General features: G+C 64.2%; 21 protein-coding genes and 2 pseudogenes. 16 read left to right on the plus strand and 7 right to left on the minus strand.

Features of this window, described 5'->3' with window-relative positions:
• From OPU96_RS01375 to OPU96_RS01390, 4 genes are all read right to left on the minus strand, one after another.
• Window positions 1–1,326 (minus strand): alginate export family protein, encoded by a 1,326-nt coding sequence (locus OPU96_RS01375; protein WP_498558515.1) that lies wholly within the window; start codon window positions 1,324–1,326, stop codon window positions 1–3.
• A 90-nt stretch (window positions 1,327–1,416) separates the two neighbouring features.
• Window positions 1,417–2,766 (minus strand): aminotransferase class III-fold pyridoxal phosphate-dependent enzyme, encoded by a 1,350-nt coding sequence (locus tag OPU96_RS01380; RefSeq protein ID WP_498558516.1) that lies wholly within the window; start codon window positions 2,764–2,766, stop codon window positions 1,417–1,419.
• 11 nt (window positions 2,767–2,777) lie between these two features.
• On the minus strand, window positions 2,778–4,199 hold the full coding sequence (locus tag OPU96_RS01385; RefSeq protein ID WP_498558517.1) for an aldehyde dehydrogenase family protein: 1,422 nt from the start codon (window positions 4,197–4,199) through the stop codon (window positions 2,778–2,780).
• 78 nt (window positions 4,200–4,277) lie between these two features.
• Window positions 4,278–5,726, minus strand: coding sequence for an APC family permease (locus tag OPU96_RS01390; protein WP_305392633.1), 1,449 nt, complete (start codon window positions 5,724–5,726; stop codon window positions 4,278–4,280).
• 265 nt (window positions 5,727–5,991) lie between these two features.
• On the opposite strand from OPU96_RS01390, the pseudogene OPU96_RS01395 reads away from it, so the two are divergent.
• The 3 genes and pseudogenes from OPU96_RS01395 to OPU96_RS01405 all read left to right on the plus strand — a co-directional run.
• Window positions 5,992–7,185, plus strand: a pseudogene (locus OPU96_RS01395) (HAMP domain-containing protein); the annotation flags it as partial.
• Window positions 7,186–7,500: 315 nt separating this feature from the next.
• Window positions 7,501–8,043 (plus strand): annotated as a pseudogene (locus tag OPU96_RS01400) (methyl-accepting chemotaxis protein); the annotation flags it as partial.
• A gap of 78 nt (window positions 8,044–8,121) precedes the next feature.
• The gene (locus tag OPU96_RS01405; RefSeq protein WP_498558518.1) at window positions 8,122–9,615 is read left to right on the plus strand and encodes an MFS transporter; all 1,494 of its coding nucleotides are present in this window, start codon (window positions 8,122–8,124) and stop codon (window positions 9,613–9,615) included.
• Here OPU96_RS01405 and OPU96_RS01410 read toward each other — a convergent pair.
• Window positions 9,612–11,060 (minus strand): APC family permease, encoded by a 1,449-nt coding sequence (locus tag OPU96_RS01410; protein WP_226457049.1) that lies wholly within the window; start codon window positions 11,058–11,060, stop codon window positions 9,612–9,614. The two genes, OPU96_RS01405 and OPU96_RS01410, sit on opposite strands and share 4 nt — an antisense overlap.
• Before the next feature lie 198 nt (window positions 11,061–11,258).
• Window positions 11,259–12,221 (minus strand): helix-turn-helix domain-containing protein, encoded by a 963-nt coding sequence (locus OPU96_RS01415; RefSeq protein WP_498558519.1) that lies wholly within the window; start codon window positions 12,219–12,221, stop codon window positions 11,259–11,261.
• A gap of 204 nt (window positions 12,222–12,425) precedes the next feature.
• Between OPU96_RS01415 and OPU96_RS01420 the strand changes: the two genes are divergently transcribed.
• The 3 genes from OPU96_RS01420 (at window position 12,426) to OPU96_RS01430 (ending at window position 15,920) form a co-directional block, all read left to right on the plus strand.
• Window positions 12,426–13,802, plus strand: coding sequence for an aspartate aminotransferase family protein (locus OPU96_RS01420; RefSeq protein WP_192300987.1), 1,377 nt, complete (start codon window positions 12,426–12,428; stop codon window positions 13,800–13,802).
• A gap of 15 nt (window positions 13,803–13,817) precedes the next feature.
• Window positions 13,818–15,272 (plus strand): aldehyde dehydrogenase family protein, encoded by a 1,455-nt coding sequence (locus OPU96_RS01425; protein ID WP_498558520.1) that lies wholly within the window; start codon window positions 13,818–13,820, stop codon window positions 15,270–15,272.
• Between the two features lie 84 nt (window positions 15,273–15,356).
• Window positions 15,357–15,920, plus strand: a complete 564-nt coding sequence (locus tag OPU96_RS01430) for a cytochrome b (RefSeq protein WP_192300989.1) — start codon at window positions 15,357–15,359, stop codon at window positions 15,918–15,920.
• Between the two features lie 41 nt (window positions 15,921–15,961).
• Here the strand turns inward: OPU96_RS01430 and OPU96_RS01435 are convergent, their stop codons facing one another.
• Window positions 15,962–17,299: an alginate export family protein gene (locus tag OPU96_RS01435; protein WP_305392629.1), complete on the minus strand. Its 1,338-nt coding sequence runs from the start codon at window positions 17,297–17,299 to the stop codon at window positions 15,962–15,964.
• Between the two features lie 204 nt (window positions 17,300–17,503).
• On the opposite strand from OPU96_RS01435, the gene OPU96_RS01440 reads away from it, so the two are divergent.
• From OPU96_RS01440 to OPU96_RS01485, 10 genes are read left to right on the plus strand one after another with little or no spacing between them, the layout of a single operon-like run.
• Window positions 17,504–17,893: a DUF6152 family protein gene (locus OPU96_RS01440; protein ID WP_192300991.1), complete on the plus strand. Its 390-nt coding sequence runs from the start codon at window positions 17,504–17,506 to the stop codon at window positions 17,891–17,893.
• Between the two features lie 53 nt (window positions 17,894–17,946).
• On the plus strand, window positions 17,947–18,702 hold the full coding sequence (locus tag OPU96_RS01445; protein WP_305392628.1) for a hypothetical protein: 756 nt from the start codon (window positions 17,947–17,949) through the stop codon (window positions 18,700–18,702).
• Between the two features lie 10 nt (window positions 18,703–18,712).
• On the plus strand, window positions 18,713–20,194 hold the full coding sequence (locus tag OPU96_RS01450) for an alpha/beta hydrolase domain-containing protein (protein WP_498558521.1): 1,482 nt from the start codon (window positions 18,713–18,715) through the stop codon (window positions 20,192–20,194).
• 21 nt (window positions 20,195–20,215) lie between these two features.
• Window positions 20,216–20,692 carry a DUF6644 family protein gene (locus OPU96_RS01455; RefSeq protein ID WP_226457043.1) on the plus strand — a complete coding sequence of 159 codons (477 nt, stop codon included), beginning with the start codon at window positions 20,216–20,218 and terminating at the stop codon, window positions 20,690–20,692.
• Between the two features lie 32 nt (window positions 20,693–20,724).
• Entirely contained in the window at window positions 20,725–21,213 is a 489-nt protein-coding gene (locus tag OPU96_RS01460) for a DUF6644 family protein (protein ID WP_192300994.1), read from the plus strand.
• On the plus strand, window positions 21,213–21,914 hold the full coding sequence (locus tag OPU96_RS01465; RefSeq protein ID WP_192300995.1) for a DUF6162 family protein: 702 nt from the start codon (window positions 21,213–21,215) through the stop codon (window positions 21,912–21,914). Before OPU96_RS01460 ends, OPU96_RS01465 begins: the two co-directional genes overlap by 1 nt.
• Entirely contained in the window at window positions 21,911–22,843 is a 933-nt protein-coding gene (locus OPU96_RS01470) for a metal ABC transporter solute-binding protein, Zn/Mn family (RefSeq protein WP_192300996.1), read from the plus strand. Before OPU96_RS01465 ends, OPU96_RS01470 begins: the two co-directional genes overlap by 4 nt.
• Window positions 22,844–22,857: 14 nt before the next feature.
• Window positions 22,858–23,526, plus strand: a complete 669-nt coding sequence (locus tag OPU96_RS01475; RefSeq protein ID WP_226457042.1) for a metal ABC transporter ATP-binding protein — start codon at window positions 22,858–22,860, stop codon at window positions 23,524–23,526.
• Window positions 23,523–24,428, plus strand: coding sequence for a metal ABC transporter permease (locus OPU96_RS01480; protein ID WP_192300998.1), 906 nt, complete (start codon window positions 23,523–23,525; stop codon window positions 24,426–24,428). The genes OPU96_RS01475 and OPU96_RS01480 overlap by 4 nt, the downstream gene beginning before the upstream one ends.
• The gene (locus OPU96_RS01485) at window positions 24,425–25,369 is read left to right on the plus strand and encodes a metal ABC transporter substrate-binding protein (protein WP_305392626.1); all 945 of its coding nucleotides are present in this window, start codon (window positions 24,425–24,427) and stop codon (window positions 25,367–25,369) included. Before OPU96_RS01480 ends, OPU96_RS01485 begins: the two co-directional genes overlap by 4 nt.
• Window positions 25,370–25,373 lie beyond the last annotated feature (4 nt).

A 25,373-nucleotide genomic window follows, 5' to 3' on the forward strand; every position in this document is an offset into this window, starting at 1 on the left:
TCAGAACGGCACGGCGACGGTCACCTGGCTGTACACGTTGGTGCCGTTGCTCCCCACCTGATTGCCGCCCGAGCTGGCGTCCTGTTGCGGTTTGTACAAGCCGACCAGCGGGGTGATGATCAGGTGCGGGTTCACCGCCCACTCGGCATACAGGTCCAGCTCGCGGGCGTTGAGGTTCAGTGCATTGGCCTTGCGCACCGTATCGAAATCGAAGAACAGCGCGCCCAGGGTCAGGTTTTCCAGGGGGGTCGCCTTGAGGCCCAGGTGCTGTACGCGCGTGTTGCTGTTGAACGGCCCGCTGTAGTTACTGGCGACTTCGCCCTGCAACCAGGTGCCGTAGCCCTGGCTCAGGCCAGTGAACAGCGAATCCCACTTTTGTGAATAGCGCGCATAGCGGTAGGTCAGCTTGGGCGCCCAGGCCGTGTCGGCGAAGGTGTAGCCGGCTTCACCGTACCAGGCGTTTTGCGGCCCGGCGTCCTTGTCCTGCCAGGCATACTCGAACGCCAGGCTGACGTTGGGCATGCCTGCGTCGCCCTCACCGCGCAGGCTGTAGACATTCATGCCTTTGCGCTGGCGTTGAAAGTCGCTGGCCCACCGCTCGTTGACGTCGATACCGTGGACCCAGGTCAACCCCAGCGTGCCCGGTTTGGCGGTGTACTCCAGGGTGCCGGCGGCCAGTTCGGTTTCGGCCTGGGCGCGGTTGTCGGACTTGAGCCAGAGCAGGCTGCCATGCACGCCCTCCTGCCCGCCGAGGCGCACAAATGCGGTCTGGTCGAACGCATGCCGCGCCGCCAGGTAAAACGCGCCACCCCGGTTCAGCTGGCCATCGGCGGGGCCCTTGCCCAGGTTCGGCCCGTCATCGTTGATCAGGAAACCGCGGCCCAGCTTGACTACCTGGCGCCCGGCGGAAATATCCACGCCGTCCTTGCCCAGGGCCGGGAACAGATCCCCGGAACGCCAGCCGAGGTAGGCGTCTTCGATCTTGGTGGTGCGCTCGGTGCCCAGGGTGTTGCCAGCCGGGTCACCGTCGCCCCAGGTTGCGGAGCTGAGCAGCGCAAAGGCGCCATACGCCGTGCCATTGCCCGCCAGGGCCTGGTCGCCGCTCAGGCCGTATTTGATAAAACCTTCGCGCCAGGTCGAACCGCCGGACGTGCCGTCATAGTTCTTGCGACTGTTGAAGTGCCCGAACACGGCGGTCATGTCGGCGTTGAGATGCCGGCTTTCATCACTGTACAACTCATAGGCCTGGGCCTGGTTGAGGGCGCACAGCGCCAACGTGCACACAAGTGTGCGGCCGAAAACCGGACGACGCGATGGATAGCGCATGGCTGAAGCTCCTTGGGGGGCGCCTTTGATAGGCTGTCTCAGATAGGGATGTGACGTCGGTGCGGGCGGGCCGCACCGAATGCGCGGGAACTAGCCGCAGCGGGCGAATGCCGCTTCCAGCGCCGACACCATCAAGCCTGCCTCGTCGCGGGTGAGGGTCAATGGCGGCGAGAGGATGATCTTGTTGCCGATCGGCCGTACCAGCACTCCGGCACGGCGCGCCTCGTCGGCGATGCGTGACGGTTGGCCCGCGGCCGGGTCGAGGGGCTGGCGGGTACGTTTGTCGCTGACCAGGTCCAGGGCAATCATCAGGCCCTTGCCGCGCACCTCACCCACCACCGCGTAGCGTTCAACCAGTGGCTGGAGTTGTTCCAGCAGCTGCGCACCCACCTTGGCGGCGTTACCCGGCAGGTCTTCGGCTTCGACGATATCCAGCACCGCCAGCGCCGCCGCACACGCGGTCGGGTGCCCGCTGTAGGTGTAGCCGTGCATGATCATGTGGCTGAAACCCTGGCCGTTTTCGATGGCATCGGCGATGCGCTGGTTGAACAGCGTGGCGCCCAGCGGGATGTAACCGGCGGTGATGCCCTTGGCCAGGCACAGGATGTCCGGTGCCACGCCCCAGCCGCGACTGCCGAGCATGCAGCCCGAGCGCCCGAAGCCAGTGACCACTTCGTCGGCAATCAACAGAATGCCGTGGCGGTCGCACACCTCGCGCAAACGCGGCCAATAGTCGGCCGGAGGCACGATCACCCCGCCCGCCCCTTGCACGGGCTCGGCGATCAAGGCCGCGATGGTCTGGGCGCCGAGCAACGCGATCTGCTCTTCCAACTGGCGGATGCAGTGCGCGGTCAGCGCTTGGGGATCGCGGCAATCCCAGGGGTTGCGATACAGCCAGGGCGTGTCGAGCAAGTGGCAACCGGCGAGGAGTTGGCCATGGTTGTAGTGGTACACCCCATTGCCGCCCACCGAGGTGCCGCCCATGTGCACGCCGTGATAGCCGTTGCGCAGGGACAAGAAGCGCGTACGCCCGGGCTCGCCGCTGGCGATCCAGTATTGCCGGGCCATTTTCAGCGCGGTCTCGACCGCATCGGAACCACCAGAACTGAACAACACCCGCGCCATGCGCTCCTGGGCGAACATGCCGGTCAGCCGTTCGGCCAGGTCAAACACCCGAGGGTGGGCAATGCCGTCGAAGGTCTGGTAATACGCCAGCTCATCCAACTGCGCGGCAATCGCCGCCTTCACGCTGGCGCGGTTGTGCCCGATGTTGACGTTCCACAGCCCGCCCACGCCATCGAGCATGCGCTGGCCGTCGATGTCGGTGATGTAGTTGCCGTCGCCCCGGGCGATGACCAGGGTTTTGTCACGGTGCGGCGCGGCGCTGGAGCCCATGGGGTGCCAGAATTTTTTTTCGGCGTTCTTGTATTTCTCGTACATGCTCATGTTCCTTATTCAGCCTCGCGCTTGCGCACAAACAGCAGTTGTTGTCCGGTGAATTCCAGCAGCCCTTCCAGGCCGAACTCGACGCCAAACCCGGACATCTTGCTGCCGCCAAACGGTGTATTCGGTTGGATCTGGGCGTGGCAGTTGACCCACGCCACACCGCTTTCCAGGCGGCTGGCCAAGGCCTCGGCCTGCGCGACATCCGGCCCCCACACTGAGCCGCCGAGGCCCATGTCGCCCGCATTGGCGCGTTGCAGCACATCCTCGACATCGCGGTAGGCGATCAACGGCAATACCGGGCCGAATTGTTCTTCATCCACCAGGCGCTGGCCGTCGGTAACGTCCGCGACCAATGTCGGCGGATAGAAGTAGCCGGCATGATCCAGGCGCGCGCCACCACACAGCACCCGGCCACCCTGGGCCCGTGCGTCGGCGACCAGCGCTTCCACCAGTTGCAGTTGTTCCAGGTTCTGTACCGGGCCGAAGGTCACGCCCGCGTCGAGGCCATCGCCCACCACCTGGCGCGCGGCAATTTGCGTCAGCGCCTCGCAAAACGCTGCGTATTGCGATTCGTGGATGTACAGGCGCTTGAGCGCGGCGCAGGTCTGGCCCATGTTGAGAAAGGCCGCCTGGAAAATTGCCTCGGCCACCGCGTCCACCGGGGTGCCGGGCAACACGATGGCAGCGTCGTTGCCGCCCAGTTCCAGGGTCAGGCGCTTGAGGTTGCCTGCCGCGCCACGCATCACGCTTTGCCCGGTGGCGGTGGAACCGGTAAACACGATTTTCTGGATGCCGGTGTGGGAAGTGAACGCGCTGCCAAAGCCTTGCTCGCCGGTCACGCAATTGATCACGCCGTTTGGCACATGCCGAGCGATGATGTCCACCAGGCCCAGGGTGCTCAGCGGAGTCAGGCTCGATGGCTTGCTGATCACGCAGTTGCCCGCCCGCAGCGCCGGCATGATGTGCCACACGGCGATCATGAACGGCCAGTTCCACGGTGTGATCGAGGCCACCACGCCCAATGGCTTGCGGTGCAGCTCGATGCGTTGCGTCGGCGTTTCCTCGACCAACTCCACGGCGATTTCCTGCCCGGCCGCGTAGCGGGTCCAGGCGGCGGCGCCCATGACTTCGGAGAACGCCAGCTCCAGCGGTTTGCCTTGCTCTTGCACGATCAGCCGGGCCAGGGCGTCGGCTTCCTGCTCGATGTCGGTGGCGATGGCCAGCAAGCGCTGGCAACGGTCGGCGTGGCTGCTATGGCGCCAGGTCTTGAACGCGGCTTGCGCGGCGTCGACGGCCTGGTCGAGTTGCGCCAGCGAGCCCGCCGGGCATTGGGCGAACACCTTGCCGGTGGCGGGGTTGATCACATCGAAGCGACCCTGTTCACCCGCCACTGGCAGCCCATTGATATGCATCGTGTAGTTTTGCATTGGAAACCTTCCTTTCACACACTGACGGGCCGCGCCAACTGGCGGCGGTCCGGTTTTACCTGGGTCATCGAGTACGGCTTAGAGCTTGTGGCTGCCCAACGCGTGGAAACGCTGTGGCGAGATTTTGCGCAGGCGAGCGGCGAGATAGACGCCGATGATCAAGGCCATTGGAATGATCGCGCAGAGGCCGTAGGACAGGACTTTGCTGGCCCCGGTCAGCACGTCGAAGTGCACTACCGCCAGCACCAGCACCGACACCAGCGCCAGGCAGGAAAACCCCGGCAGGATGCGCCCGCGCCACACGCCGACATTCAATTCGGGATGGCGCTGGAAGTACGCGCACACGGCCACCGAAGTCAGCGCCATCAGCAAGATCACACACAGCGTGGCCAGGTTGGAGAACCAGGCGAACAGTTGCAGGATCGGGTCGGCGTCCATCGCCGCGAAAATCAGTACCACCACGGCGGCGATCAGGCTCTGCAACGCCGAGCCCATGTGCGGGCTCTGGTGCACGCGGTGGGTGGTGCCCAGCAGGCTGTGCAGCAAGCCGTCGCGGCCAATCGCGTAGAAGTAACGTGCGGCGGCGTTGTGGAAGGCCAACAGCCCGGCGTAGATGCTGACCATGAACAGCACACGGATCACCTGGGTCAGCTGCGGCCCGACAAAGTGGTCGGACATGCCGTAGATAAAGGTCGTCGGGTCTTGCAGGGACTGCAACAGCGGCACGATCTTGTCCGCACCGACGCCCACCACCATCGCCCACACCGACAACGCATAGAAGCCGCCGATCAACAGCACCGAGCAGTAGGTGGCAATCGGGATGGTGCGTTGCGGGTTCTTGGCTTCCTCGCCGTAGATGGTCGTGGCTTCAAAGCCGATAAACGCCGCGAAGCAGAACAGCAGGCCGATCGACGGGGTGCCGCTGAACACACGGCTGCTAGTGAATGCATCGAGGTTGACGCCACTGTCACCGCCGGATTTGAGGATGGCGAAATCCAGGATCAGGATCGCCAGGTACTCGGCAATCACCACCACCGACAGCACCCGTGCCGACAGGTCGATCTTGCGATACCCCAGGATCGCCACACTGGCCATCGCCAACAGCGAATAGGCCCACCACGGCAACTCCAGGCCGAACACACTGGCCATGGTGCCGCTGACCACCCCGCCGAACATGCCGTACAAGCCGACCTGGAGGATGTTGTAGGCAAACATCGCCAGCACCCCCGCCGCACCGCCGGCCAGGCCGCCGAGGCCACGGGAGGTAAAGGCGTAGAAACCACCGGCGTTGGTCAGGTGCTTGGACATGGTGGTGTAGCCCACCGAAAACGCCAGCAGCACCAGCAAGGCCAAGATCAGCAACGCCGGCGTACCGGCGCCGTTGCCAAGCATGATGCCAATGGGAAACCCGCCGGCAATTACACTGAGCGGGCTGGCCGCCGACACCACAAAGAAGATGATGAAGCCGACACCCAGGGCGCCACGCTTGAGCTCCGTGGAGCTGTTGACCGGAATAGAAACACTCATTTTGTTGACCTTATTGTATGAGGCAGTCGCTGTTGGGTTGGTCCGACCACACCGCATCGGCACCGGTTAGCTTGTTGTTTTGGTTGCACGCTGAATTTGATCCTATGCCCGCCCCAAACCCCTCGCTATCCCAAATCGGTAGCATCCGAACCCGCGCCCCAAAACAGGTCAAGCCGCCACCGCCAGCGCTTGCCGATTCGGGATAGCCGCTTATCCAGGCGCCCCGCATGCTCGCGCCATCGTGCTCTCTTCAGGAACCTCAGCCATGCGTTCAACCCATCTCACCCTCCAATGGCGCATCACCCTGTTGAGCGGGCTGTGCCTGCTGACCGTAGTCGGCGCGCTGATCGGTGCCGGCGTGTACCAGAATCAACAAAGCGCCAACCTGCTCAAGCAACAGAGCAGCCAGTTGCTGGGGCAAGCCGCCGTCGAGCGTTTGCAAGCCCAGGCCGTTGCCCAAGGCCTGCGCGTGGAGCGTTTTTTCAACGCAGCGGCGCTGTACAGCGAAGGCTTCGCCGAACAGGTCGTGCACCTGCGCGAGCAGGCACTCAAGGGGCGCCTCAGCGCTGCGCAACTGCGTGAAAGCCTGGTGGAGGTGACCCGCCAGGCCCTGTTCAAGCGCGCGGACGTGCTCGGCCTGTACGTGGTGCTGTTGCCCGGCGCGCTGGCCGGGGCCGATGCGGATTTCGTCGCGCAACCCGCCCTGGCCGGCAACGAAACCGGACGCTTTGCGCTGTACTGGTCGCAAAGCCAGCCGGGGCAACTGGTGCAGGATGTGCTGAGCGAGGCGCAAATCACCGCCAACCATGCGCTGCCCGGCGCCGATCCGGACACCGACTGGTATCGCTGCCCCCAGACGCAACGGCGCACCTGCGTGGTCGAGCCCTACACCAGCCAGGTGGAGGGCCGCGACGTATTGATGAGCAGCATTTCCGTACCGCTGATCGTCAATGGCCAGGTACTCGGCGTGCTGGGCCTGGACGTCAGCCTCGAGACCCTGCAAAAGCTTGCCGCCAACCTCGGCCACGACCTGTACGCGGGGGCCAGCGAGGTGACGATCCTGTCACCCGCCGGCCAGGTGGCCGGGCGCAGCGGTTCGGTCAGCGAGGCCGCCGTGGACGTGGCCCAGGCCCTGCAAACCGTGACGGGCAACCCGGCGTGGCAACTGCAGATCAAAGTACCGCAAGCTCTGGTGCAGGCGCCCGCGCAGCAAATGCAAAGCGAACTGGACAACAAGAACCGCGACGCCAACCGCTTCAATCTGGGCCTGGGCCTGCTGGCCAGCTGCCTGGGCATGCTGCTGATCTGGCTCGCGGCCTACGGCGTGACACGCCCGATATTGAAGGTGGCCAACCTGCTGGATGCGATTGCTGAGGGCGACGGCGACCTCACGCAACGCCTGCCCGCCGGGCGACGCGACGAACTGGGTCGACTCGCCAGTGGCTTCAACCGTTTCCTCGACAAGCTACAACCGATGATGCGCGCCATCCAAAATGCCGCCGTGGAGACCCGCAACCATGCCGACACCTCATCGGGCATTGCCCGCGAGGTCAGCACGGGCATGCAGCGCCAATACCGCGAAGTAGAATTGGCCGCGACCGCGCTGCATCAAATGAGCGCCAGTGCCCAGGAAGTGGCGCGCCACTCCCACAGCGCCGCGGACGCCGCCACCGCCGCCGAAAACGCCAGCCGAACCGGCCAAGCGGTATTCGCCACGGCCGAGCGCAGCATCGACAGCCTCGATCAGCGCCTGGACGGCACCCTCACGCAGGTCACCGCCCTCGCCGACAGCAGCACCCAGATTGGCCAAGTGCTCGATGTAATCAGCGCCATCGCCCAACAGACCAACCTGCTGGCGTTGAACGCGGCCATCGAAGCCGCCAGGGCCGGCGAGCAGGGCCGTGGTTTTGCAGTGGTGGCCGATGAGGTCAGGCACCTGGCGAGCAACACCCAGCGCTCGGTCGAACAGGTGCGCACGGTGATCGAAACCTTGCAACAGCTCAGCCAGGAAGTGGTGCACAGCACCCAGGCGAGCCGCGAGCAGGCCGGCCACAGCGTGCTCCAGGTGCAACAGACCCGCTCGGCGCTGGAGGCGGTTTCCCAGGCCGTGGATGTGATTGAACAAATGAACCAACAGATCGCCAGCGCGGCCCTGGAACAAAGCACCGTGGTGGAAGACATCAGCCATCGGGTCAGTGACATCCGTGGCATCAGCGAAACACTCAGCCACCAGATGAACGACGCCACGCGAGCCAGTGAATCGCTGCACGCCATGGCCAATCATCAACAGCAATTGGTTGGGCACTTTCGCGTGTAAACGGCACGGCGCCACGCGCGCCGAGCCTGAGTTACAGTAACCTGCCTGCAACGCTTCCCCTGCCTCCGAGTCCCTCCCATGACACTTCCATTGCGCTGGTTGATCCTGGCGATTATTTCCAGCGCCCTGCTGCTGATCGTCATTGACATGACCGTGCTGTATACCGCCCTGCCCACCCTGACCCGCGAGCTGAATGCCTCGCCGTCGCAGAAACTGTGGATCGTCAACATCTACGCGCTGATCGCCGCCGGGCTGCTGCTGGGCATGGGCACCCTGGGTGACCGCCTCGGCCACAAGCGCCTGTTTATCGGCGGGCTGGCGGTGTTTGGCGTGTTCTCGCTGGTTGCCGCATTTTCGCCAACCGCCAGCGTGCTGATCGGTGCGCGCGGCTTTCTGGCGGTCGGTGCCGCGATGATGATGCCGGCGACGCTGGCCATCGTGCGGATCACGTTCAGCGACCCACGGGAGCAGGCCATGGCGTTCGGTGTGTGGGCCTCGGTGGCCTCTGGCGGCGCCGCGTTCGGGCCGGTGGTGGGCGGCCTGTTGCTGGAGCATTTCTGGTGGGGCTCGGTGTTTTTGATCAATGTGCCGATCGTGCTGGTGGCGCTGGTCGTCGGCGTTCTACTGATCCCGAATCCGCCCGCAGATACGCAAAAACGGTGGGACTGGCTGGGCTCGTTGCAGGTGATGATCGGTTTGATCAGCCTGGCCTATGCAATCAAGGAGCTCGGCAAGCGCGCCCCCGCCTACAACGGCATGCTGGTGGCGCTGGTCCTCGGTGCGCTGTTCTTGTGGTTGTTCGTACGGCGTCAACGCCGCGCCGCACAACCGATGCTCGACCTGAGCTTGTTCCGCACCGCCGGTTTCAGGAATGCGGTGATCGCAGCGGTGGTGTCGGCCGCCGCACTGATCGGCATGGAGCTGGTGTTCAGTCAGCGCCTGCAACTGGTGCTCGGCCTGTCACCGTTGGAGGCTGCACTGTTTATCCTGCCATTACCCCTGGGTTCCTTCGTCTCCGGCCCCCTGGCCGGTTACTACCTGCCGCGCCTGGGGCACCAGCGCATGCTGTTCTGGACATTGCTGCTGTCTTCTGCCGCGATGCTGGCGTACCTGTTGCTCTACACCGCGCCGGCGTACCTGCAACTCATCAGCCTTGGGGCCTTGGGTTTCACGATTGGCGCGGCGCTGACCGCTTCATCCAGCACCATCATGCTCAGCGTGCCCGCCGACAAGGCCGGCATGGCCGCATCCATCGAGGAAGTGTCGTTTGAGCTGGGCGGCGCGGTCGGTGTGACCCTGGCCGGCAGCCTGTTGTCGGCGATCTATGCGTATGCCGCGGGAGTGGCGATTCCGACGTGGCTGACCCGCGATCCCGTGGCATTCGACAGCCTGGACGATGCCCTGGTGGTCGCCGAAACGCTGGCGCCCGAAGGCCGTGCGATGCTGATTGCCTTTGCCCGCTCAGCGTTTGATGCCGGTTTTGTGCTGGTGTTGGCGGCATCGGCAGCGCTGCTGTTGGTTGCAGCGCTGTTGGTCAAACTGAGCAAGCCGTCAGCCCCCGTCCAGCCTTAGAGCTTGTGACTGCCCAGGGCCTGGAAGCGCTGCGGTGAACGCTTGCGCAGGCGAGCCGCGAGAAACACGCCGCCCAGCAGCGCCGCCGGAATAATCGCGCACAAGGCATAGGACAAGGCCACGCTGGCGCCCGTCAACACATCGAAATGCACCACCGCCAGCACCAGCACCGCCAGCAGCGCCAGGCACGAGAACCCCGGGAAAATCCGCCCGCGCCACAGCCCGACCTTCAGCTCGGGGTGGCGCCGGAAAAACATCAGCACCGCAGCCGACGTGAGCGCCATCAGCAAGATCACGCACAACGTCGCCAGGTTGGACAGCCAGGCAAACAGTTGCAGGATCGGGTCGGCATCCATCGCCGCGAAAATCAGCACCACCACTGCCGAGATCAGGCTTTGCAACGCCGAGCCCATATGCGGGCTCTGGTGCACGCGGTGGGTGGTGCCCAGCAGGCTGTGCAGCAAGCCGTCGCGGCCAATTGCGTAGAAGTAACGTGCGGCGGCGTTGTGGAAAGCCAACAGGCCAGCGTAGATGCTGACCATGAACAGCACACGGATCACCTGGGTCAGCTGCGGCCCGACAAAGTGGTCGGACATGCCGTAGATAAAGGTCGTCGGGTCTTGCAGGGACTGCAACAGCGGTACGATCTTGTCCGCGCCGACGCCCACCACCATCGACCAGACCGACAACGCATAGAAGCCGCCGATCAACAGCACCGAACAGTAGGTGGCAATCGGGATGGTGCGCTGCGGGTCCCTGGCTTCTTCGCCGTAGATCGTGGTGGCTTCAAAGCCGATAAACGCCGCGAAGCAGAACAGCAGGCCGATCGACGGCGTGCCGCTGAACACATGGGCGCTGTTGAACGCATCGAGGTTGATACCGCTATCACCGCCGGATTTGAGGATGGCGAAATCCAGGATCAGGATTGCCAGGTACTCGGCGATCACCACCACCGACAGCACCCGTGCCGACAGGTCGATCTTGCGATACCCCAGGATCGCCACGCTGGCCATCGCCAGCAACGAATAGGCCCACCACGGCAGCGCCAGGCCGAACACACTGGCCATGGTGCCGCTGACCACCCCGCCGAACATGCCGTACAAGCCGACCTGGAGGATGTTGTAGGCAAACATCGCCAGTACCCCCGCCGCACCGCCGGCCAGGCCGCCGAGGCCCCGGGAGGTGAAGGCGTAGAAACCACCGGCATTGGTCACATGCCGGGACATGGTGGTGTAGCCCACCGAAAACGCCAGCAGCACCAGCAAGGCCAGGATCAGCAAGGCCGGAGTACCGGCACCGTTACCCAGCATGATGCCAATCGGAAAACCACCGGCAATCACACTCAGCGGGCTGGCCGCCGACACTACAAAAAAGATGATGAAGCCGACACCCAGGGCGCCACGCTTGAGCTCCGTGGAGCGGTTGACCGGGAGAGGTACACTCATGTTGTTGACCTTATTGTATGAGGCAGTCGCTGGAGGATCGGCACAGTCAACCGCTCACCGTCACCGAAGGGTTCGTCGTTCTTGTCGCACGCTGGATTCGATCCTATGCCTGCTCACGAACGCCTCGGTAGCCCAAATCGGTCACCCAATGGCTCAACGACACCTGCCCGGCTGGCGCCGGTGATTCCAGGTCTTTGTTCAGACGCGCACGCACCCGGTGATGGCGGCGCGGGTGGTCTGGGACGGTAGCTCGGCGAACAGCTCCTGGTACTCCGCGGCAAAATGGCTGAGGTGATAGAAACCCCATTGCGCGGCGGCGTCGCCGATGGACAGCTCGCGGGCGCGGGTGGTCATCAAGGTGCGGCGTACGCCGTTGAGCCGCACCGAGCGCAGGTAGTTCAGCGGCGTGGTCTCGGCCACCGCGCGAAAGCTGTTTTGCACGGTGCGCCGACTCACCTGCAGGCGCTGGCACAAGTCGGTCACGCTGGGCACGTTGAGCAGCTCGGCGGTCGCCAGGCGGTGGCATTTCTCCACAATGAAACTGCGCGTGGAACTGGGGCTGCGCTGTTGCTTGTCGCAGGCCGGGTCGAGCATCAGTTGCAACAACTCGTCGAGCATCGCCTGCTCCAACGCCAACTCCCAGGTGCTGTCAAGGTCGTCGTGCAACAGGGCCTGGGAGAACAGCGCCAGCAAGCGGCGACGCGCCTGGGCGAAACGCTGGGGCGACACCTTGATCACCGGCTGGCGCAGCAACTGGTTGAGCGCCTTCGCCGACGGGATTTGCTCCAGCGCCTGCTCGAACATTTCACGCTCGAAGGTGATGGACAGCAGCTCCATGCCCATCGGCATATGGAACATGAATTCCTCGCCACCGTGCAGGAAGAACAGGCTGCTGTCGTCCACGTCGCGGCCCTGCATCCGGATCGATCCGGGAACGTTGATGGGCACGGCAAAGCACATCTTGTCGCGGGGGGCCACGCCGTTCTGCACCACACGCTGGTTGATCTGTTCGAGAAACAAGTGACAGCCGGTCGTCGTCAGTTGCATGAGCGTGCTTTCGGCGGAGCCGGCAGTGAGTTGGCTGTAGTCCTGGTTCCACTGCTGAACCGTGGCGGCATGCACGTGGATGTCGCGAAAATGGCTGATCGTCTGGTTTTTCATGGTATCTGGAGCCTCTACCCATATTCTTGTTTTTAGATCGCCGCGCCTTTGGATAGTCGCATATCGCAAAAATCCTGCAAATTGTTTCTGAGATTCCGCGCCTCCCTGGGGCCGACACGCGCAATTGCCGATTCGGGCTACCGGCCTGCAACCCGCCACGCAGATGATCGGGCTGACTTAAATCGACATTCCAGAGAGACCGTCATGAGTGAAGCCAAATTTGAAGCCCTGCACTTCGCGGATGCCCCGCGGATCATCTCCAGCGCCCTGCCCGGCCCCAAGGCGAGCGAGGCCCTGGCGCTGTCGGCGCGCACCGAGTCGATGGCCCGCGGGGGTGGCCGCATGCCGGTGGCGATGGACCGCGCTTTTGGCGCCACGTTCAAGGACCCGGATGGCAACACTTACATCGACCTGTCCGCCGGTGTCGGCGTCAGCAGCGTAGGCCGTTGCCACCCCAAAGTGGTGCAGGCCATCCAGGCACAATCCCAAGTGCTAATGCACGCCCTGGAGATCAACAGCACCCGCCGTACCGAACTGGCGGCGAAGATGTCCGAGATCGCCCCCGACGGCTTGCGCGGCGACTGCATTACTTTCTTCACCCAAAGCGGCAGCGATGCGTTGGAGGCCGCGATCAAGTTCGCCAAGCGCATCACCGGGCGGCATCAGATCATTGCCTTCCATGGCGGTTATCACGGTGTGTGGAACGCATCCGGCGCCCTCACCACCGGCACGGCCTACCGCAAAGGCTACGGCGCACAGATGGGCGGCGTGATCCACGCGCCCTACCCGTACGCCTACCGCTTCCCCTTCGACACCACCCACAAGAGCGCCGAGCAGATCGCCGGTGACTACGTCGACTACCTGCTGAACACCCCGTACACCGCAGCCGATGACGTGGCCGCCGTGATCGTCGAGCCCGTGCAGGGCGAAGGCGGCTACGTGCCGCCCTCCCCCGAGTTCCTGCAACGCCTGCGCCAAGCGTGCGACCGCAGCGGCACGTTGCTGATTGTCGATGAAGTGCAGTCCGGCGCGGGCCGTACCGGCAAGATGTGGGCGGTCGAGCACTCCGGCGTCAAACCCGACATGCTCACCTTTGGCAAGGGCATCGGCAGCGACCTGCCCATGGCCGGCCTGATCATGCGCTCGGACCTGGCCGCACAGATCCCCGACGGTTCGATGCCCAATACCTTCGCCGCCAACTCGCTGTCGGCAGCCGTGGCGCTGACCAATATCAGCATCCTGCAAGACCCGGAACTCGACCTGCTCAACCGCGCCCACGACTTGGGCCTGCAAGCCCAGGAACGCATCCGCGGCTTCAACAGCCCCTTCGTCGGCGAAGTGCGCGGGCGCGGCCTGATGATCGGTATCGAACTGGTCGAGGACCCGCTCACCAAGGCGCCACTGGCCGGTGAAAAGATCGGCCAACTGATGGGCTACCTGATCAACCACGGCGTGCTGATGATCCCTTGCGGTCGCTACAGCAACGTGATGCGCGTGATGCCTTCACTGACCATCTCCCGTGCGCTGTTCTTCAAGGCACTGGACATCTTCGGCGACGCCCTGGCCTCCCTCAAGGCCTGATCCAAGGAGCACAACATGACTGAACAGTTGAACCACTTCATCGCGGGCGCCGCCGTCGAACCTTCGAGCGGACACTACATCGACCTGCTCGACCCGGTCACCGAACAAGTCTACGGCCGCAGCGCACGCGGCAGCGTCGAGGACGTCAACCACGCCGTGGGTGCCGCGCTCGAGCAACTTGAGCGCGGCGCCTGGAGCCAGCTCGATGGCGCCAGGCGTGGCCGGTTGCTGTCAAAACTGGCAGACCTGGTGGAGCGCGACAGCGAGCGTCTGGCGGACATGGACGCCAACGCCATCGGCCGCTCGCCCATCGAACCGCGCCGGATGGACCTGCCCAACGCCATCGCCAACCTGCGCGCCGCCGCCGGTTGGGCCAACCAGCTGGAAGGTCGCACCATTCCCACCGGCGGCTATTTCGGCACCCGCACCCTCTCGTACACGGTGCGCGAACCCGTGGGCGTGGTCGGCGCCATCGTGCCGTGGAATTCGCCACTGATGATCACCGTGTGGAAGCTCGCCGCGCTGCTGGCCGCCGGTTGCACCGTGGTGATCAAGCCGTCGGAAGAGACCCCGCAGTCGGCGCTGCACCTGGCGGCGCTGGCGCAGGAAGCAGGCTTCCCGGACGGCGTGATCAACGTAGTCACCGGCTACGGTGCCGAGGTCGGGCGTGCGTTGTGCGAACACCCGCACATCGCCAAGATCAGTTTCACCGGCAGCCCCGAAGCGGGTCGCGAGATCCAGCGCACGGCCGGCGTGCTGTTCAAGCGCGTGGCCCTGGAGCTGGGCGGCAAGAGCCCGCAGATTGTGTTCGATGATGCGTCCTTCGACGACGCGGTACGCGGCTGTGCCCTCGGCCTGTTCGCCAACCAGGGCCAGGTGTGTGCCGCCGGTTCACGCATCCTGGTGCAGCGCAGTCTCGCCGAACGCTTCGGCGCGGCGCTGGCTGAAGCCGCGCGGGCGGTCAACGTCGGCGACCCGCACCAGCCCGGCGTACAGATGGGCCCGGTGGCCAAGAAAGCCCAGTTCGAGCGCGTCAACCGCTACATTCAGCTGGGCATCGACCAAGGTGCGACGCTGCTCGCCGGTGGCGTGTCCACCCCCGGGCGCGGCTGGTTCGTGCGCCCGACGATCTTCGCCAACGCACGCAACGACATGGCAATTGCCAGGGACGAGATCTTCGGCCCGGTCGGCACCCTGATCACCTTCGACACCGAGGATGAAGCGGTCGCCCTGGCCAACGACTCCAGCTACGGCCTGGCGGCGACCGTATGGACCACCGACCTGGTGCGCGCGCACCGCGTCGCCGCGGCGGTAAAGACCGGTGCCGTGGGTATCAACTGCTGGAGCCCGCTGGACGCCAACCTGCCGTGGGGTGGCCTGAAGACCAGTGGTATCGGGCGTGAAGGCGGCTTCAGTGGCGCGCTGGCCTACACCGAGGAGAAAGTCATCACCGTGCTGATGCCTTCCTGAGTCCTTCCCCCGCACCGAGCGCGCCGCCCTTGCCTGGTTGGCGCGCTCCCAGGCGCCCCCTTGCTGACCGTTGGAGAAACCGTGATGAACTCAAACAACCAAACGACAATCGATCGTTATCCGACGTCCCTGCGCCTGCTGCATTGGGTGCGCGCAGTGATCATCACCGGCCTGCTCTGGGCGGGCTGGCACATGACCGGCATGAATGACGAAGTGGCGAGCAAATTCGAGCTGTATTACCCCTGGCATAAATCCTTCGGGGTGTTGGCGTTCCTATTGGTGCTGACCCAGATTGCCGTGCGCTTTCGCACGCCGCACATTCCACAACCGCTGGAAACACTGGCACCGCATGAGCGCGTGCTGTCCAGGCTGATCCAGCGGGCAATGTATGCCTTGCTGGTGATCGTGCCGCTGATGGGGTACTCCATGTCGAGTACCTTCACCATGAGCGACGGGGTGTTCTTTTTTGGCGTCAACCTGCCAGAGCTGTTGCCAAAAAATGACGACTGGTTCGTGGTGTTCCAATTGCTGCACAAGGTGTGCGCCTACACCCTGCTCGCGCTGATCGTGCTGCACATCGCCGGCGCCCTCAAGCACCGCTTCTACGACAAGGACCCACGCAACGACGTGTTGCGCCGCATGCTCTGAGGCAAACAGGCGTTGGCGCCAGGCGCCAACGCCGCCCTCTTCTAGAACGTCACCCACACAATCAACTGCATGTACGTGTTGGTGGATGCGCTGCCACTCTGAAGCCCACCATTGCCCAGCCACTTCTCTGGTTTGTAGAAGCCAACCAGCGGCGACAGGGTGATGTTGTCCGTTACCATCCAATCAACAAACAGGTCCACCTCTCGCGCACTGAAGTTCTGTTGTTGTTTACGGGACAGTTGGTGGTAGTCGAAGGCCATGGCATTGAGCGTCAGCTTGTCGGTCGGCCGCACGGAGAGCAGGACATCGTTGATCTGCATGTTCGACGTCACGGAGCCGGCGTAGTTGGCCGCAACCTCACCCTGGTAGCGCTTGCGGAAACCGCCCTGGAACAGGAAATCCCAACCTTCGGAATACCGCGTATAGCGATAGCTCAGCGTCGGCTGCCATTTGACGTCGGCGAAGGTGTAGCCCGCGTCGAAGAACATCGCACGCTGTGACCCCGAGCGTTTTTCCTGGCGCGCCACTTCAAAGGCGAAATCGGCGTTGTCGATCCCGGCGTTGCCCTGGCCCCGCAGGCTGTAGATGTTCATGCCTTTGCGTTCCATCCGATCAGCGAAGGCGTAGCGCTCCTCGACATCCAGGCCATGTATGTAGGTGGAACCGAGCGAGCCGAACGGCGTCGTATAGTCGATCGTGGCCGCCGCCACTTCGGTTTTGGACTGCCCCGGGTTATCCGACTTGAGCCAGATCAGGCTGCCGTGCAAGCCCTCCTTACCGCCCACCTTGAGCACGGCGGTATTGCCGAACGCCAGGCGCTGGCCAAGGTAGAAGGCGCCGCCACGGTTGAAGCGACCATCGTTGACATCCGCGATGGGACTGAAGGCGTTGCCGGGGTTGAAGCCATCGTCGGTAATCAGGAAGCCGTCCACCGTCACCAGTTGGCGGCCGAAGGAAAAATCCACGCCGTCCTTGCCCAAGGCAGGGATCAGCTCACCCGAGCGCCAGCCCAGGTAGGCGTCTTCCACGGCAGTTCTGCGCTCATTGCCAGCCGTGTTTTTGCCGGTGTCGCCGTCGCCCCATGTGGCGGAACTGAGCAGGCTGAAGCCACCGTAGATCGAGCCGGCGGTGAGCTTGTCAGTGGTGCCGTTGAGGCCATATTTGGCGTAGCCCTCTTGCCAACGCATGCTGCCGGGTACTTTCTGCGGGTCGGCGAGGTAATTGCGGGTACTGCCGAACCAGCCGAAGCCAGCGCCCAGTTCAGCGTTCAAAACGGTGCCACCATCCTCTTCGTTGTACAGCGTGTAGGCGTGTGCTTGCGGCTCGAATGCACACAGTGCAACCAGCGACAGTAACGGGGCATAAGGGGGGCTGCGCATGACGTCTCTCCTGTTTTTATATTTATGAGGCGAGTCGCGATTTTTCCGAATCAACCCTGCCAGCGGTAACCCAAATCAGCATGTGCATGGCCATCGCGCGAATTCCTTCGCTCACCGCCATTGGTTGCCGTTTTGGGCTACGGCCTGCCCACTTCGCCACCCTATGCTGGGCCCATAAGAACCATAAAAACCGAGGCACCCGTCATGACTGTTCTGCCCTCCCCGCTGTTGCGCCAGGGACTTTGCCTGCTGAGCCTGGTTGCCTGCAGTGCCCTGTCGTCAACCGCCACGGCCCACCATTCCTTCGCGCTGTTCGACCAGACCCGCACCGTCACCGTCAAGGGTGTGGTGGAGCGCTTTGCCTGGACCAACCCGCACATCACCATTTACCTCGATGCCCCCGGCCCGCCGCCCCAGCGCTACAAGATCGAGACGGGCAGCGTCAACGCGTTGCAGCGTACAGGCTGGAGCGCAGACTCGATCAAGGCCGGCGAGAACGCCGAGGTGTCCTTCAAACCGCTGAAAAACGGCGAACCCGGCGGGCTCCTCGTGGAGATCAAGATCGGTGACGTGGTGCTCTCGGGCGGCGGTTGAACGCCGTCTCTTTGCCGCCCAACCGCACCGCACCACTTTGTGGAGATGTCTCTATGAAACCGATACGCACCTTGCACATAGCAATCATCGGCCTGGGCTTCGCCCTTGCGACGAGCACAGCGCTAACCAACGCCGCGACAATGCCCAAACCCAAGCCCGATATCAGCGGCACCTGGGAACGCACCCCGGACGACTGGTTTGGCGAGAACCCGGACGACCCCGTGCACCCCGGCGGGCCGATGGACCTCAAGGCGCCGTATGCCGCCGAATATGCCGCGTTCAAGAAGAAACAGGCCGCCGCCAACGAGGCTGGCACACCGCTCGCGACCACCAGTTCCAAATGCCTGCCCGAAGGCATGCCGACAATGATGGCGGCGCTGTTCCCGATCCAAATCATTCACGACGGCAAGCAAGTGGTCGTCCTGGGTGAATACCTGCAGCAGGTCCGCCGGATTCTGTTGAACCAGGCGATGCCGCCCAAGGAAAAACTCGACCCGCTGTACCAGGGCCATTCGCGTGGGCATTGGGAAGGCGACACCCTCGTCGTCGAAACCCAGCGTGTGCGCAGCGACGTGCACTTCTATGACGTGCCCCACGGCCCGGACATGAAGATCACCGAACGCATCCGGCTGCGCGGGCCTGATCACCTGGAGGATCAGGTCCTGATCGAAGACCCGCAGGTGCTCAACACGCCGTATCGCTTCACTTTCGACTACAAGCGCTCCAGCTATGCGATTCAAGAGTACGTCTGCGAGAACAACCAGATCGTGATCGACAGCGAGGGCAAGGCGTCCCTCAGTCTTGAATAAGGTGGGCCGGATGCAGCGCACGATGACCCTCGGCGGCCTGTTGCTGGCGCTCACGTCGAACGCGTGGGCCGACGTGCCGCGCCTGCCGACCGCGATTGCCGTGCCGCCGTCGGGCCAGTTGCCGCTGTCGTCGGCGTTACGTCCCGGCACCGAGTACAGCGACCTCGACCAGTACGGCTACACCGAGCAAGAGTTCTACCTGCAAGGCATCGCCCCGGCCATTACCGCCACGGGTGAGCAACGCTTCGACGCGCCCTACACCACGCGCATTCTGGTGCGCCGACCGGCCGACCCCGCGCGCTTCAACGGCACGGTGGTGATCGAGCCCTTCAGCTGGTTTGGCGAGCGTGGCGCCGGATGGATCCTGACCCGCGACTATTTGCTGCGCCGTGGCTACGCCTATGTCGGCTACACGCTGAACACCAACCAGCCGCGGGTCGATCCCAAGTTCATCGCGGACACGCCAGCGGTCGAGGCCGAGCAGATCGCCAGGTACGGACGAATCGTCAATTTCGACTTTATGCGCCGCTTCGATTACGCGCGGTATGCGCCGCTGGGCACTTACTACGACCCGGAGCATTTCAGCCGGGGCACCGTGCCCGATCCGTTCGCGCCGCAGTCACAAGGCATCGCGGCGCAGCTGGCATTGCTGCTGAAAACCCCTGCGACACAGGGCCCGCTGGCCGGCTTCGACGTGCAGCGTGTCTACGTCAACAGCTGGGCCGTGACTGCACAAGTCTGGATGGACTACCTCGACCAGGGCCGCCACCAGCAATGGCGCCTGCCTGACGGCAGGCCGCTGATCGATGCCTACATGACCGGCCGCATGGCCTATGGCGAAGTCGGCGGCGACGTCATCCGCGTGCCGCGCCAGATGCCCGAGGGCGTGCCGTTCGTGACCGTCTACAGCCAGTCCGAAACCCTGCACGACGTGATCGAAGGCATCCCCCTGCCTCCGGACACCGACAGCCCGCAGCTGCGTTACTACGAAGTCACCGGCATGCCTCATCTGCGCCTGGCCGACCTGGGGACCGAGCACACCGAACCGCTGGCGGCCGATGTCGGCAAGGGCGACGACCCTCGCTGCCAGACGCTGTACGACGAACCCGTAGAGCTGGTGGTGTCGGCGCTGCTCGATCGCATGGACCGTTGGGTGCGCGACGGCACCCCTATGCCGAAGGCGCCAAGGGTGGTGCGCGACGGCAAGGCGGCCGCACGTGCCCCTGCCACCGGCAACCTGCAGGGCGGCGTGCGCCCGCCGTGGGTCCAGGTGCCGAGTGCGACCTACCTTACCGACCAGGAGACCGGCTGCGGCCTGATCTACGACACCAAGGTGGCCTACGCGAAGGACGTGCTGGGCCGGCACTACGCCAACTTCAACCGCTACGCGCAGAAATTCGAAGAAGCCAAAGCCGTTTCGATCCAGCAAGGCTACCTGCTGCCAGAGGATGCGGCGCGCCTGCGGCCGATCGCGACACCCCAAGACTTCTAAGCCCACGAGGAAGGAACGCCGATGTCATCGTCACTCATCATTGCCTGGATCTATGCATCGCCCCTGAGCACCGCCATCCGCGACATTCTCTGGGTCATTCCCACGGTGCAGAGCATTCATATCATCGCCATCACCGTGCTGTTCGGTTCGGCGCTCGTTTCCGACCTGCGCCTGGCTGGCGTGCTGGCCAGCGACGAACCCTTGCGCGGCGTGGTTCGCCGCTATTACCCGTGGATGCGCAACGCACTCATCGTGCTGCTCATGACCGGCTTGCTCATGATCATCGCCGAGCCCGACCGGGTCCTGGTCAACACCACGTTCTGGCTGAAGATGGCCCTGGTGGCGACCGCGTTCGGCCTGACGCTGTGGCTGCGCCGCCCGCTGCTACGCGCCCCCGACAACGGCGACCCGCGCCCGATCAAGGCATTGGCCTGGCTGTCGATCGGCTTGTGGTGCGTCGTGATCATCTGCGGTCGCTGGATCGCCTACACGATCTAAGCGTTTTCAACCCAAGCCTTCAGGTAACCGCCATGGATATTCAAGTGTTGCTGCAAACCCTCCAGGACACCGCCGTCGCCACCTTCATCCGCGAGTCGGGCTCGGCCTTTCCGCTGCTGGAATCGCTGCATGTGATCGGCATCGCCATCGTCTACGGCACCATCGCCGTGGTCGACCTGCGCCTGCTTGGCGTGACGGCCCATCGGCGCAGCGCGCTGCGGCTGATCAATGACTTGCTGCCGTTCACGTGGGTCGCATTCGCGGTGTGCGTGATCACCGGCCTGCTGATGTTCTGCGCCAATGGCACGACCTATGTGCAGAACACCGCCTTCCTGTGGAAGATGGGCCTGCTGGTGCTGGCAGGGCTCAACATGGCGGTGTTCCATCTGGGCGCGTTTCGCCGCATCGGTGAATGGGACACCACGTTGCCACCGCCCAGCCAGGCGCGGGTCGCGGGCGCCAGTTCCCTGGCGTTGTGGGCCGGGGTGATTTTCCTTGGCCGCTGGATTGCGTTTCTCTGATGGCCGGCGCGAGCGCTGCAACCCAGGTGGTGCGCCCCGCCTCCGGTCGATGGGAGTCGCTGGGCCTGCTGTTGGCGACCTTGGCCGTCACCGCTGGCGTGCTCGGCTACGTGATGTTTCGCCCCGAGCGCGTCGGCCCGCCCGTGCCCTTGAGCTGGCAGGTGCGTTCCTTCGATGGCTTGGGCGCCGCCGACCAGGCCATTCACAGCGCGCTGTTGCCCGCCGGTGAAGAAATCATCTGGAACAACAACGACACCGGAGGCTGGATCACCCTGGAACATGCGCAGAAGCTGTTGCTGCCGCCGTTCTACCGTGACGGTTTCTGGAAAACCAACGGCGAAGTGCACTGGCAACTGATCCTGCCCGGCACCCACCAGGCCCATGACCCGTCGGCCGCTGCCGACGCACCGGCCACCCCCACTGTCAGCAGCGTATCGCAGGCCACCCAGGGCCAGGGCGCCACCGTGTATTACGGTTCTGCCGGCCGAGCGCCGGGGCAGAGTGCGTACCTGCTGGTCATCGGGCATGCGCATGCGGGAGTCATGTGGGCGAACCAGGCGACGATCTGGGTCCACCGCGACCCGAACGCGCCCTACCCTGGCATCGTCAAGCCCGAGTCGCTGGTCGGCGCCGGCTGGCGCCAGGTCATCCCTTACGACGGCGCCAGCGAAGTCGAACGCGTAAAAGGAACTCAGCCATGACTGCCTCCACCTCACTGCGCGCCCTGTGGCGCGGCTGCATGGCGCTGCTCGCGCTGATTCCGCTGGTGGCCCTGGCAGGCGCCGCGCCGGACGCAGGCAAGAAACTCAAGATCGGCGTCACGCTGCACCCCTACTACAGTTTCGTGGCGAATATCGTCGGTGACCGCGCGGACGTGGTACCGCTGATCCCGGCAGAGGCGAACCCCCACAACTACCAGCCGCAGCCCGACGACATCACCCGGGCGATGAGCCTCGATGCGCTGGTGGTCAACGGCATCGGCCACGATGAATGGGCCTTCCAGATCGTCAAGGCGGCCGGCCGTACGCAGACGCTGCCGATCATCCAGGCCAATGCCTCGGTCGCGCTGATTCCGGTGGGGGGCGACCAGGGCGGCGTCAAGGTGGTCAACCCGCATACCTTTGTCTCCACGACCGCAGCGATACAACAGGTGTTCGAGATCGCCCGCAAACTGGGGGAGCTGGACCCGGCCAACGCCGTGACGTACCGCCACAACGCCCTGGCGTACGCCACGCGTATCCGCGAACTGCGCGCGCGTTTCATGACGCGTTTTGCCGCACTGGACCTGTCCGGCTTTCGCTGTGCCACCACGCACGCCGGCTACGACTACCTGATGCAGGAATTCGGCCTGTTTGTCAGCGCGGTGATTGAACCGCGCCATGGCGTTGCGCCGACGGCACGCCAGTTGGCCAATACCATCGAGGCGATCAAGAACGCCCATGTGCGTGTGCTGTTTGCCGAGAAGAACTTCTCCCTCGACCTGGCCAAGCCCATCGAAGCTGCCACCGGCGTGAAGGTGTTTGCGCTGTCGCATATCACTGGCAGCACCTACAGCGCGGACGAGTTCGAGGTGGCCATGGCCGAAAACCTCGAAACCCTGGCCGAAGCCGTCGAGTTCACCCAGCAATGAAGGAGCAATCAGCAATGCGTGGACCTGCCGTGGTATTCGACAACGTCTCATTGCAACTGGGCGGTACCCCAGTGCTGGACGCCGTGAACTTCCGGATCGAGGCCGGGGCCCTGCATTGCCTGGTCGGTCCCAACGGCGGTGGCAAGACCTCGCTGGTACGTGCGCTGCTGGGCCAGATGCCGCACTCGGGCACCGTGCGGTTGGAGGGCGAGATCACCACGCCCATGGGCTATGTACCGCAATTGCCGGATTTCGACCGCCACGTGCCAATGACCGTCAACGACGTCATGGCCCTGCTCGGCCAGCGTCGGCCGGCCTTTCTCGGCGCATCCCGCGCAGCCAGGGCAAGCAGCGACGCGGCCTTGCAGCGCACCGGAGTAGGCGCAATGGGCGCCAAGCCCTTTGGCAGTCTGTCTGGAGGCGAACGCCAGCGCGTGCTGTTGGCCCAGGCGATCAGTCCGCTGCCGCGGCTGCTGATCCTCGACGAGCCCACGGCCGGGATCGACGAACCCGGTGTGCGCCTGGTGGAGGAGTTGGTCAGCGAACTGCACGCCCAGGGCGTCACCATTCTCTGGATCAACCACGACCTGGAGCAGGTCAAGCGCGTTGCGCAATCGGTCACGGTGATCAATCAACGCCTGTTGTTCCATGGCAGCTGCGACCATTGGGAGCACCTGCAATGAACGCCCTCTACGATTTCATTCGCAACCAACTGCAGGCGCTCGCCGCCAACGGCCTGCTGCCACAGCCGTTCGAATACGAATTCGTGATCAACGCGCTGCTTTGCGCACTGCTGATCGGCCCCCTGCTAGGGGTGCTGGGCTCGATGGTGATGATCAAGCGCATGGCGTTTTTCAGCCAGTCCGTGGGCAATGCGGCGATGACTGGCGTGGCGATCGGCGTACTGATCGGCGAGTCCTATACCTCGCCGTACTTTTCGATGTTCGGGTTCTGCCTGCTGTTCGCGCTGACGTTGAAGTACACACAACACCGCACCACGCTAGCCAACGACACGCTGATCGGAGTGTTCCTGTCCATCTCGCTGGCGGTCGGCGCCTCGTTGCTGCTGTTCGTGTCGGCCAAGATCAACACCCACGTGATGGAGAGCGTGCTGTTTGGCTCGATCCTGGCGGTAGACCACACCGATATGAATGTGCTGCTGGTGGTCACGGCCACCTGTGCGCTTTTCGGCCTGCCGGCGTACAACGGCATGCTGCTCGCCAGTCTCAATCCGAGCCTGGCCCATGCGCGTGGCGTGCCGGTGCGCAGCGTCGAGTACCTGTTCGTGGTGCTGGTCACCCTGGTGACGGTGGCCTGCCTGAAAATCATCGGCGCCGTGCTTGTCGAAGCCTTGCTGCTGATACCGGCGGCCGCGGCGCGCAACATCAGCCATTCGCTGCCGGGGCTGGTCGCCCGCGCCGTGCTGATCGCCACATTTTCCTGCGTGGTCGGCATCCTGGTGCCCATGCAATTGCACATTCCGGTGCCGACCGGGGGCGCCATCGTGATCGTGGCGGCATTGGTGTTTCTGGTCACCGTGGTCATTCGCGCCTGCGCGTCGCGTTTCAGAGGGGCAAGCGTATGAACAGGCGTTGCATGGGGATGATACTGGCGCTGTTGCTGGGTAACTCACTGGCCGCCTGCGCCGATGCCGGCCGCCAACAGGTGCTGGTCGCACTGCCAGCCGTGTATGCACTCACCTCGGCGCTCAGCGACGGCACGGCAATCGAGGTCGTGCGTGTGCCACAAGCGGCCGCAGTGCCCATGGAAAGCCAGGCCAACGCACTGTCGCGCCTGGACGCCGGGGTGTTCCAGCGGGCCGTCGCCGTGGTCACCCTGGGCAGCCTGTGGCGGGCAGACCCGCTTTATGCCGCCGCCCGGCGCCACAACCTGCGGATCGTCGAGATCGATGCCGCACACTCCTGGGACAGCATCAAGCCCGGCGTTGCCGTGACCCGCGTGCCATCGAATGACGTACCCTGGGCAGCCACCCAGGAGGCCGATGGCGGCCAGTCGCCCTATGCCTGGCTCGGGCCAGTCAACGCCATGCGCATGTCGGCGATTATCGCCGCAGACCTGGCGCGCCTGTCCCCTGCCGATGCGCCCCGCATCACACGCAACCTGGCGGCACTCGAAGGCCGTTTGCGCGCGCTCAAGGCCGAGTATGGCGCCCGGCTGGTGCAAATCCCGGACCTGCGCGTGCTGTCGCTGGCCAGTGAGTTCATCTATCTGTTCGGCGAGTTCGGCATCTATGTCGACGGTTGGTTCGTCCGGCAGGACATTGACTGGAGCGACGCCGACCGCACGGCACTGACCCGTTATCTGCGCGAGCGTGAGATTCGCGTGGTGGTCCACAAATGGGCGCCGGACGCCCGGATCGTCCAGGCCATCGAGGACGCAGGCGCACACCTGCTGATCCTCGACACGGGCAACCCGGGCATGCTCGCCGACCCGGCCAACAGCTACGACGCCCTTGTAGTTTCAAACCTGAACGCGTTGCTGGCGGCCTTCGCAGCGCGCCCATGATCAC

The organism is Pseudomonas sp. RP-B7 (genome assembly GCF_059803535.1).

Bases quoted from the DNA above. Each gene is read 5' to 3' on its own strand.
- OPU96_RS01375 (WP_498558515.1), bottom strand. From the start codon at position 1,326: ATGCGCTATCCATCGCGTCGTCCGGTTTTCGGCCGCACACTTGTGTGC.
- OPU96_RS01380 (WP_498558516.1), bottom strand. From the start codon at position 2,766: ATGTACGAGAAATACAAGAACGCCGAAAAAAAATTCTGGCACCCCATG.
- OPU96_RS01385 (WP_498558517.1), bottom strand. From the start codon at position 4,199: ATGCAAAACTACACGATGCATATCAATGGGCTGCCAGTGGCGGGTGAA.
- OPU96_RS01390 (WP_305392633.1), bottom strand. From the start codon at position 5,726: ATGAGTGTTTCTATTCCGGTCAACAGCTCCACGGAGCTCAAGCGTGGC.
- OPU96_RS01405 (WP_498558518.1), top strand. From the start codon at position 8,122: ATGACACTTCCATTGCGCTGGTTGATCCTGGCGATTATTTCCAGCGCC.
- OPU96_RS01410 (WP_226457049.1), bottom strand. From the start codon at position 11,060: ATGAGTGTACCTCTCCCGGTCAACCGCTCCACGGAGCTCAAGCGTGGC.
- OPU96_RS01415 (WP_498558519.1), bottom strand. From the start codon at position 12,221: ATGAAAAACCAGACGATCAGCCATTTTCGCGACATCCACGTGCATGCC.
- OPU96_RS01420 (WP_192300987.1), top strand. From the start codon at position 12,426: ATGAGTGAAGCCAAATTTGAAGCCCTGCACTTCGCGGATGCCCCGCGG.
- OPU96_RS01425 (WP_498558520.1), top strand. From the start codon at position 13,818: ATGACTGAACAGTTGAACCACTTCATCGCGGGCGCCGCCGTCGAACCT.
- OPU96_RS01430 (WP_192300989.1), top strand. From the start codon at position 15,357: ATGAACTCAAACAACCAAACGACAATCGATCGTTATCCGACGTCCCTG.
- OPU96_RS01435 (WP_305392629.1), bottom strand. From the start codon at position 17,299: ATGCGCAGCCCCCCTTATGCCCCGTTACTGTCGCTGGTTGCACTGTGT.
- OPU96_RS01440 (WP_192300991.1), top strand. From the start codon at position 17,504: ATGACTGTTCTGCCCTCCCCGCTGTTGCGCCAGGGACTTTGCCTGCTG.
- OPU96_RS01445 (WP_305392628.1), top strand. From the start codon at position 17,947: ATGAAACCGATACGCACCTTGCACATAGCAATCATCGGCCTGGGCTTC.
- OPU96_RS01450 (WP_498558521.1), top strand. From the start codon at position 18,713: ATGCAGCGCACGATGACCCTCGGCGGCCTGTTGCTGGCGCTCACGTCG.
- OPU96_RS01455 (WP_226457043.1), top strand. From the start codon at position 20,216: ATGTCATCGTCACTCATCATTGCCTGGATCTATGCATCGCCCCTGAGC.
- OPU96_RS01460 (WP_192300994.1), top strand. From the start codon at position 20,725: ATGGATATTCAAGTGTTGCTGCAAACCCTCCAGGACACCGCCGTCGCC.
- OPU96_RS01465 (WP_192300995.1), top strand. From the start codon at position 21,213: ATGGCCGGCGCGAGCGCTGCAACCCAGGTGGTGCGCCCCGCCTCCGGT.
- OPU96_RS01470 (WP_192300996.1), top strand. From the start codon at position 21,911: ATGACTGCCTCCACCTCACTGCGCGCCCTGTGGCGCGGCTGCATGGCG.
- OPU96_RS01475 (WP_226457042.1), top strand. From the start codon at position 22,858: ATGCGTGGACCTGCCGTGGTATTCGACAACGTCTCATTGCAACTGGGC.
- OPU96_RS01480 (WP_192300998.1), top strand. From the start codon at position 23,523: ATGAACGCCCTCTACGATTTCATTCGCAACCAACTGCAGGCGCTCGCC.
- OPU96_RS01485 (WP_305392626.1), top strand. From the start codon at position 24,425: ATGAACAGGCGTTGCATGGGGATGATACTGGCGCTGTTGCTGGGTAAC.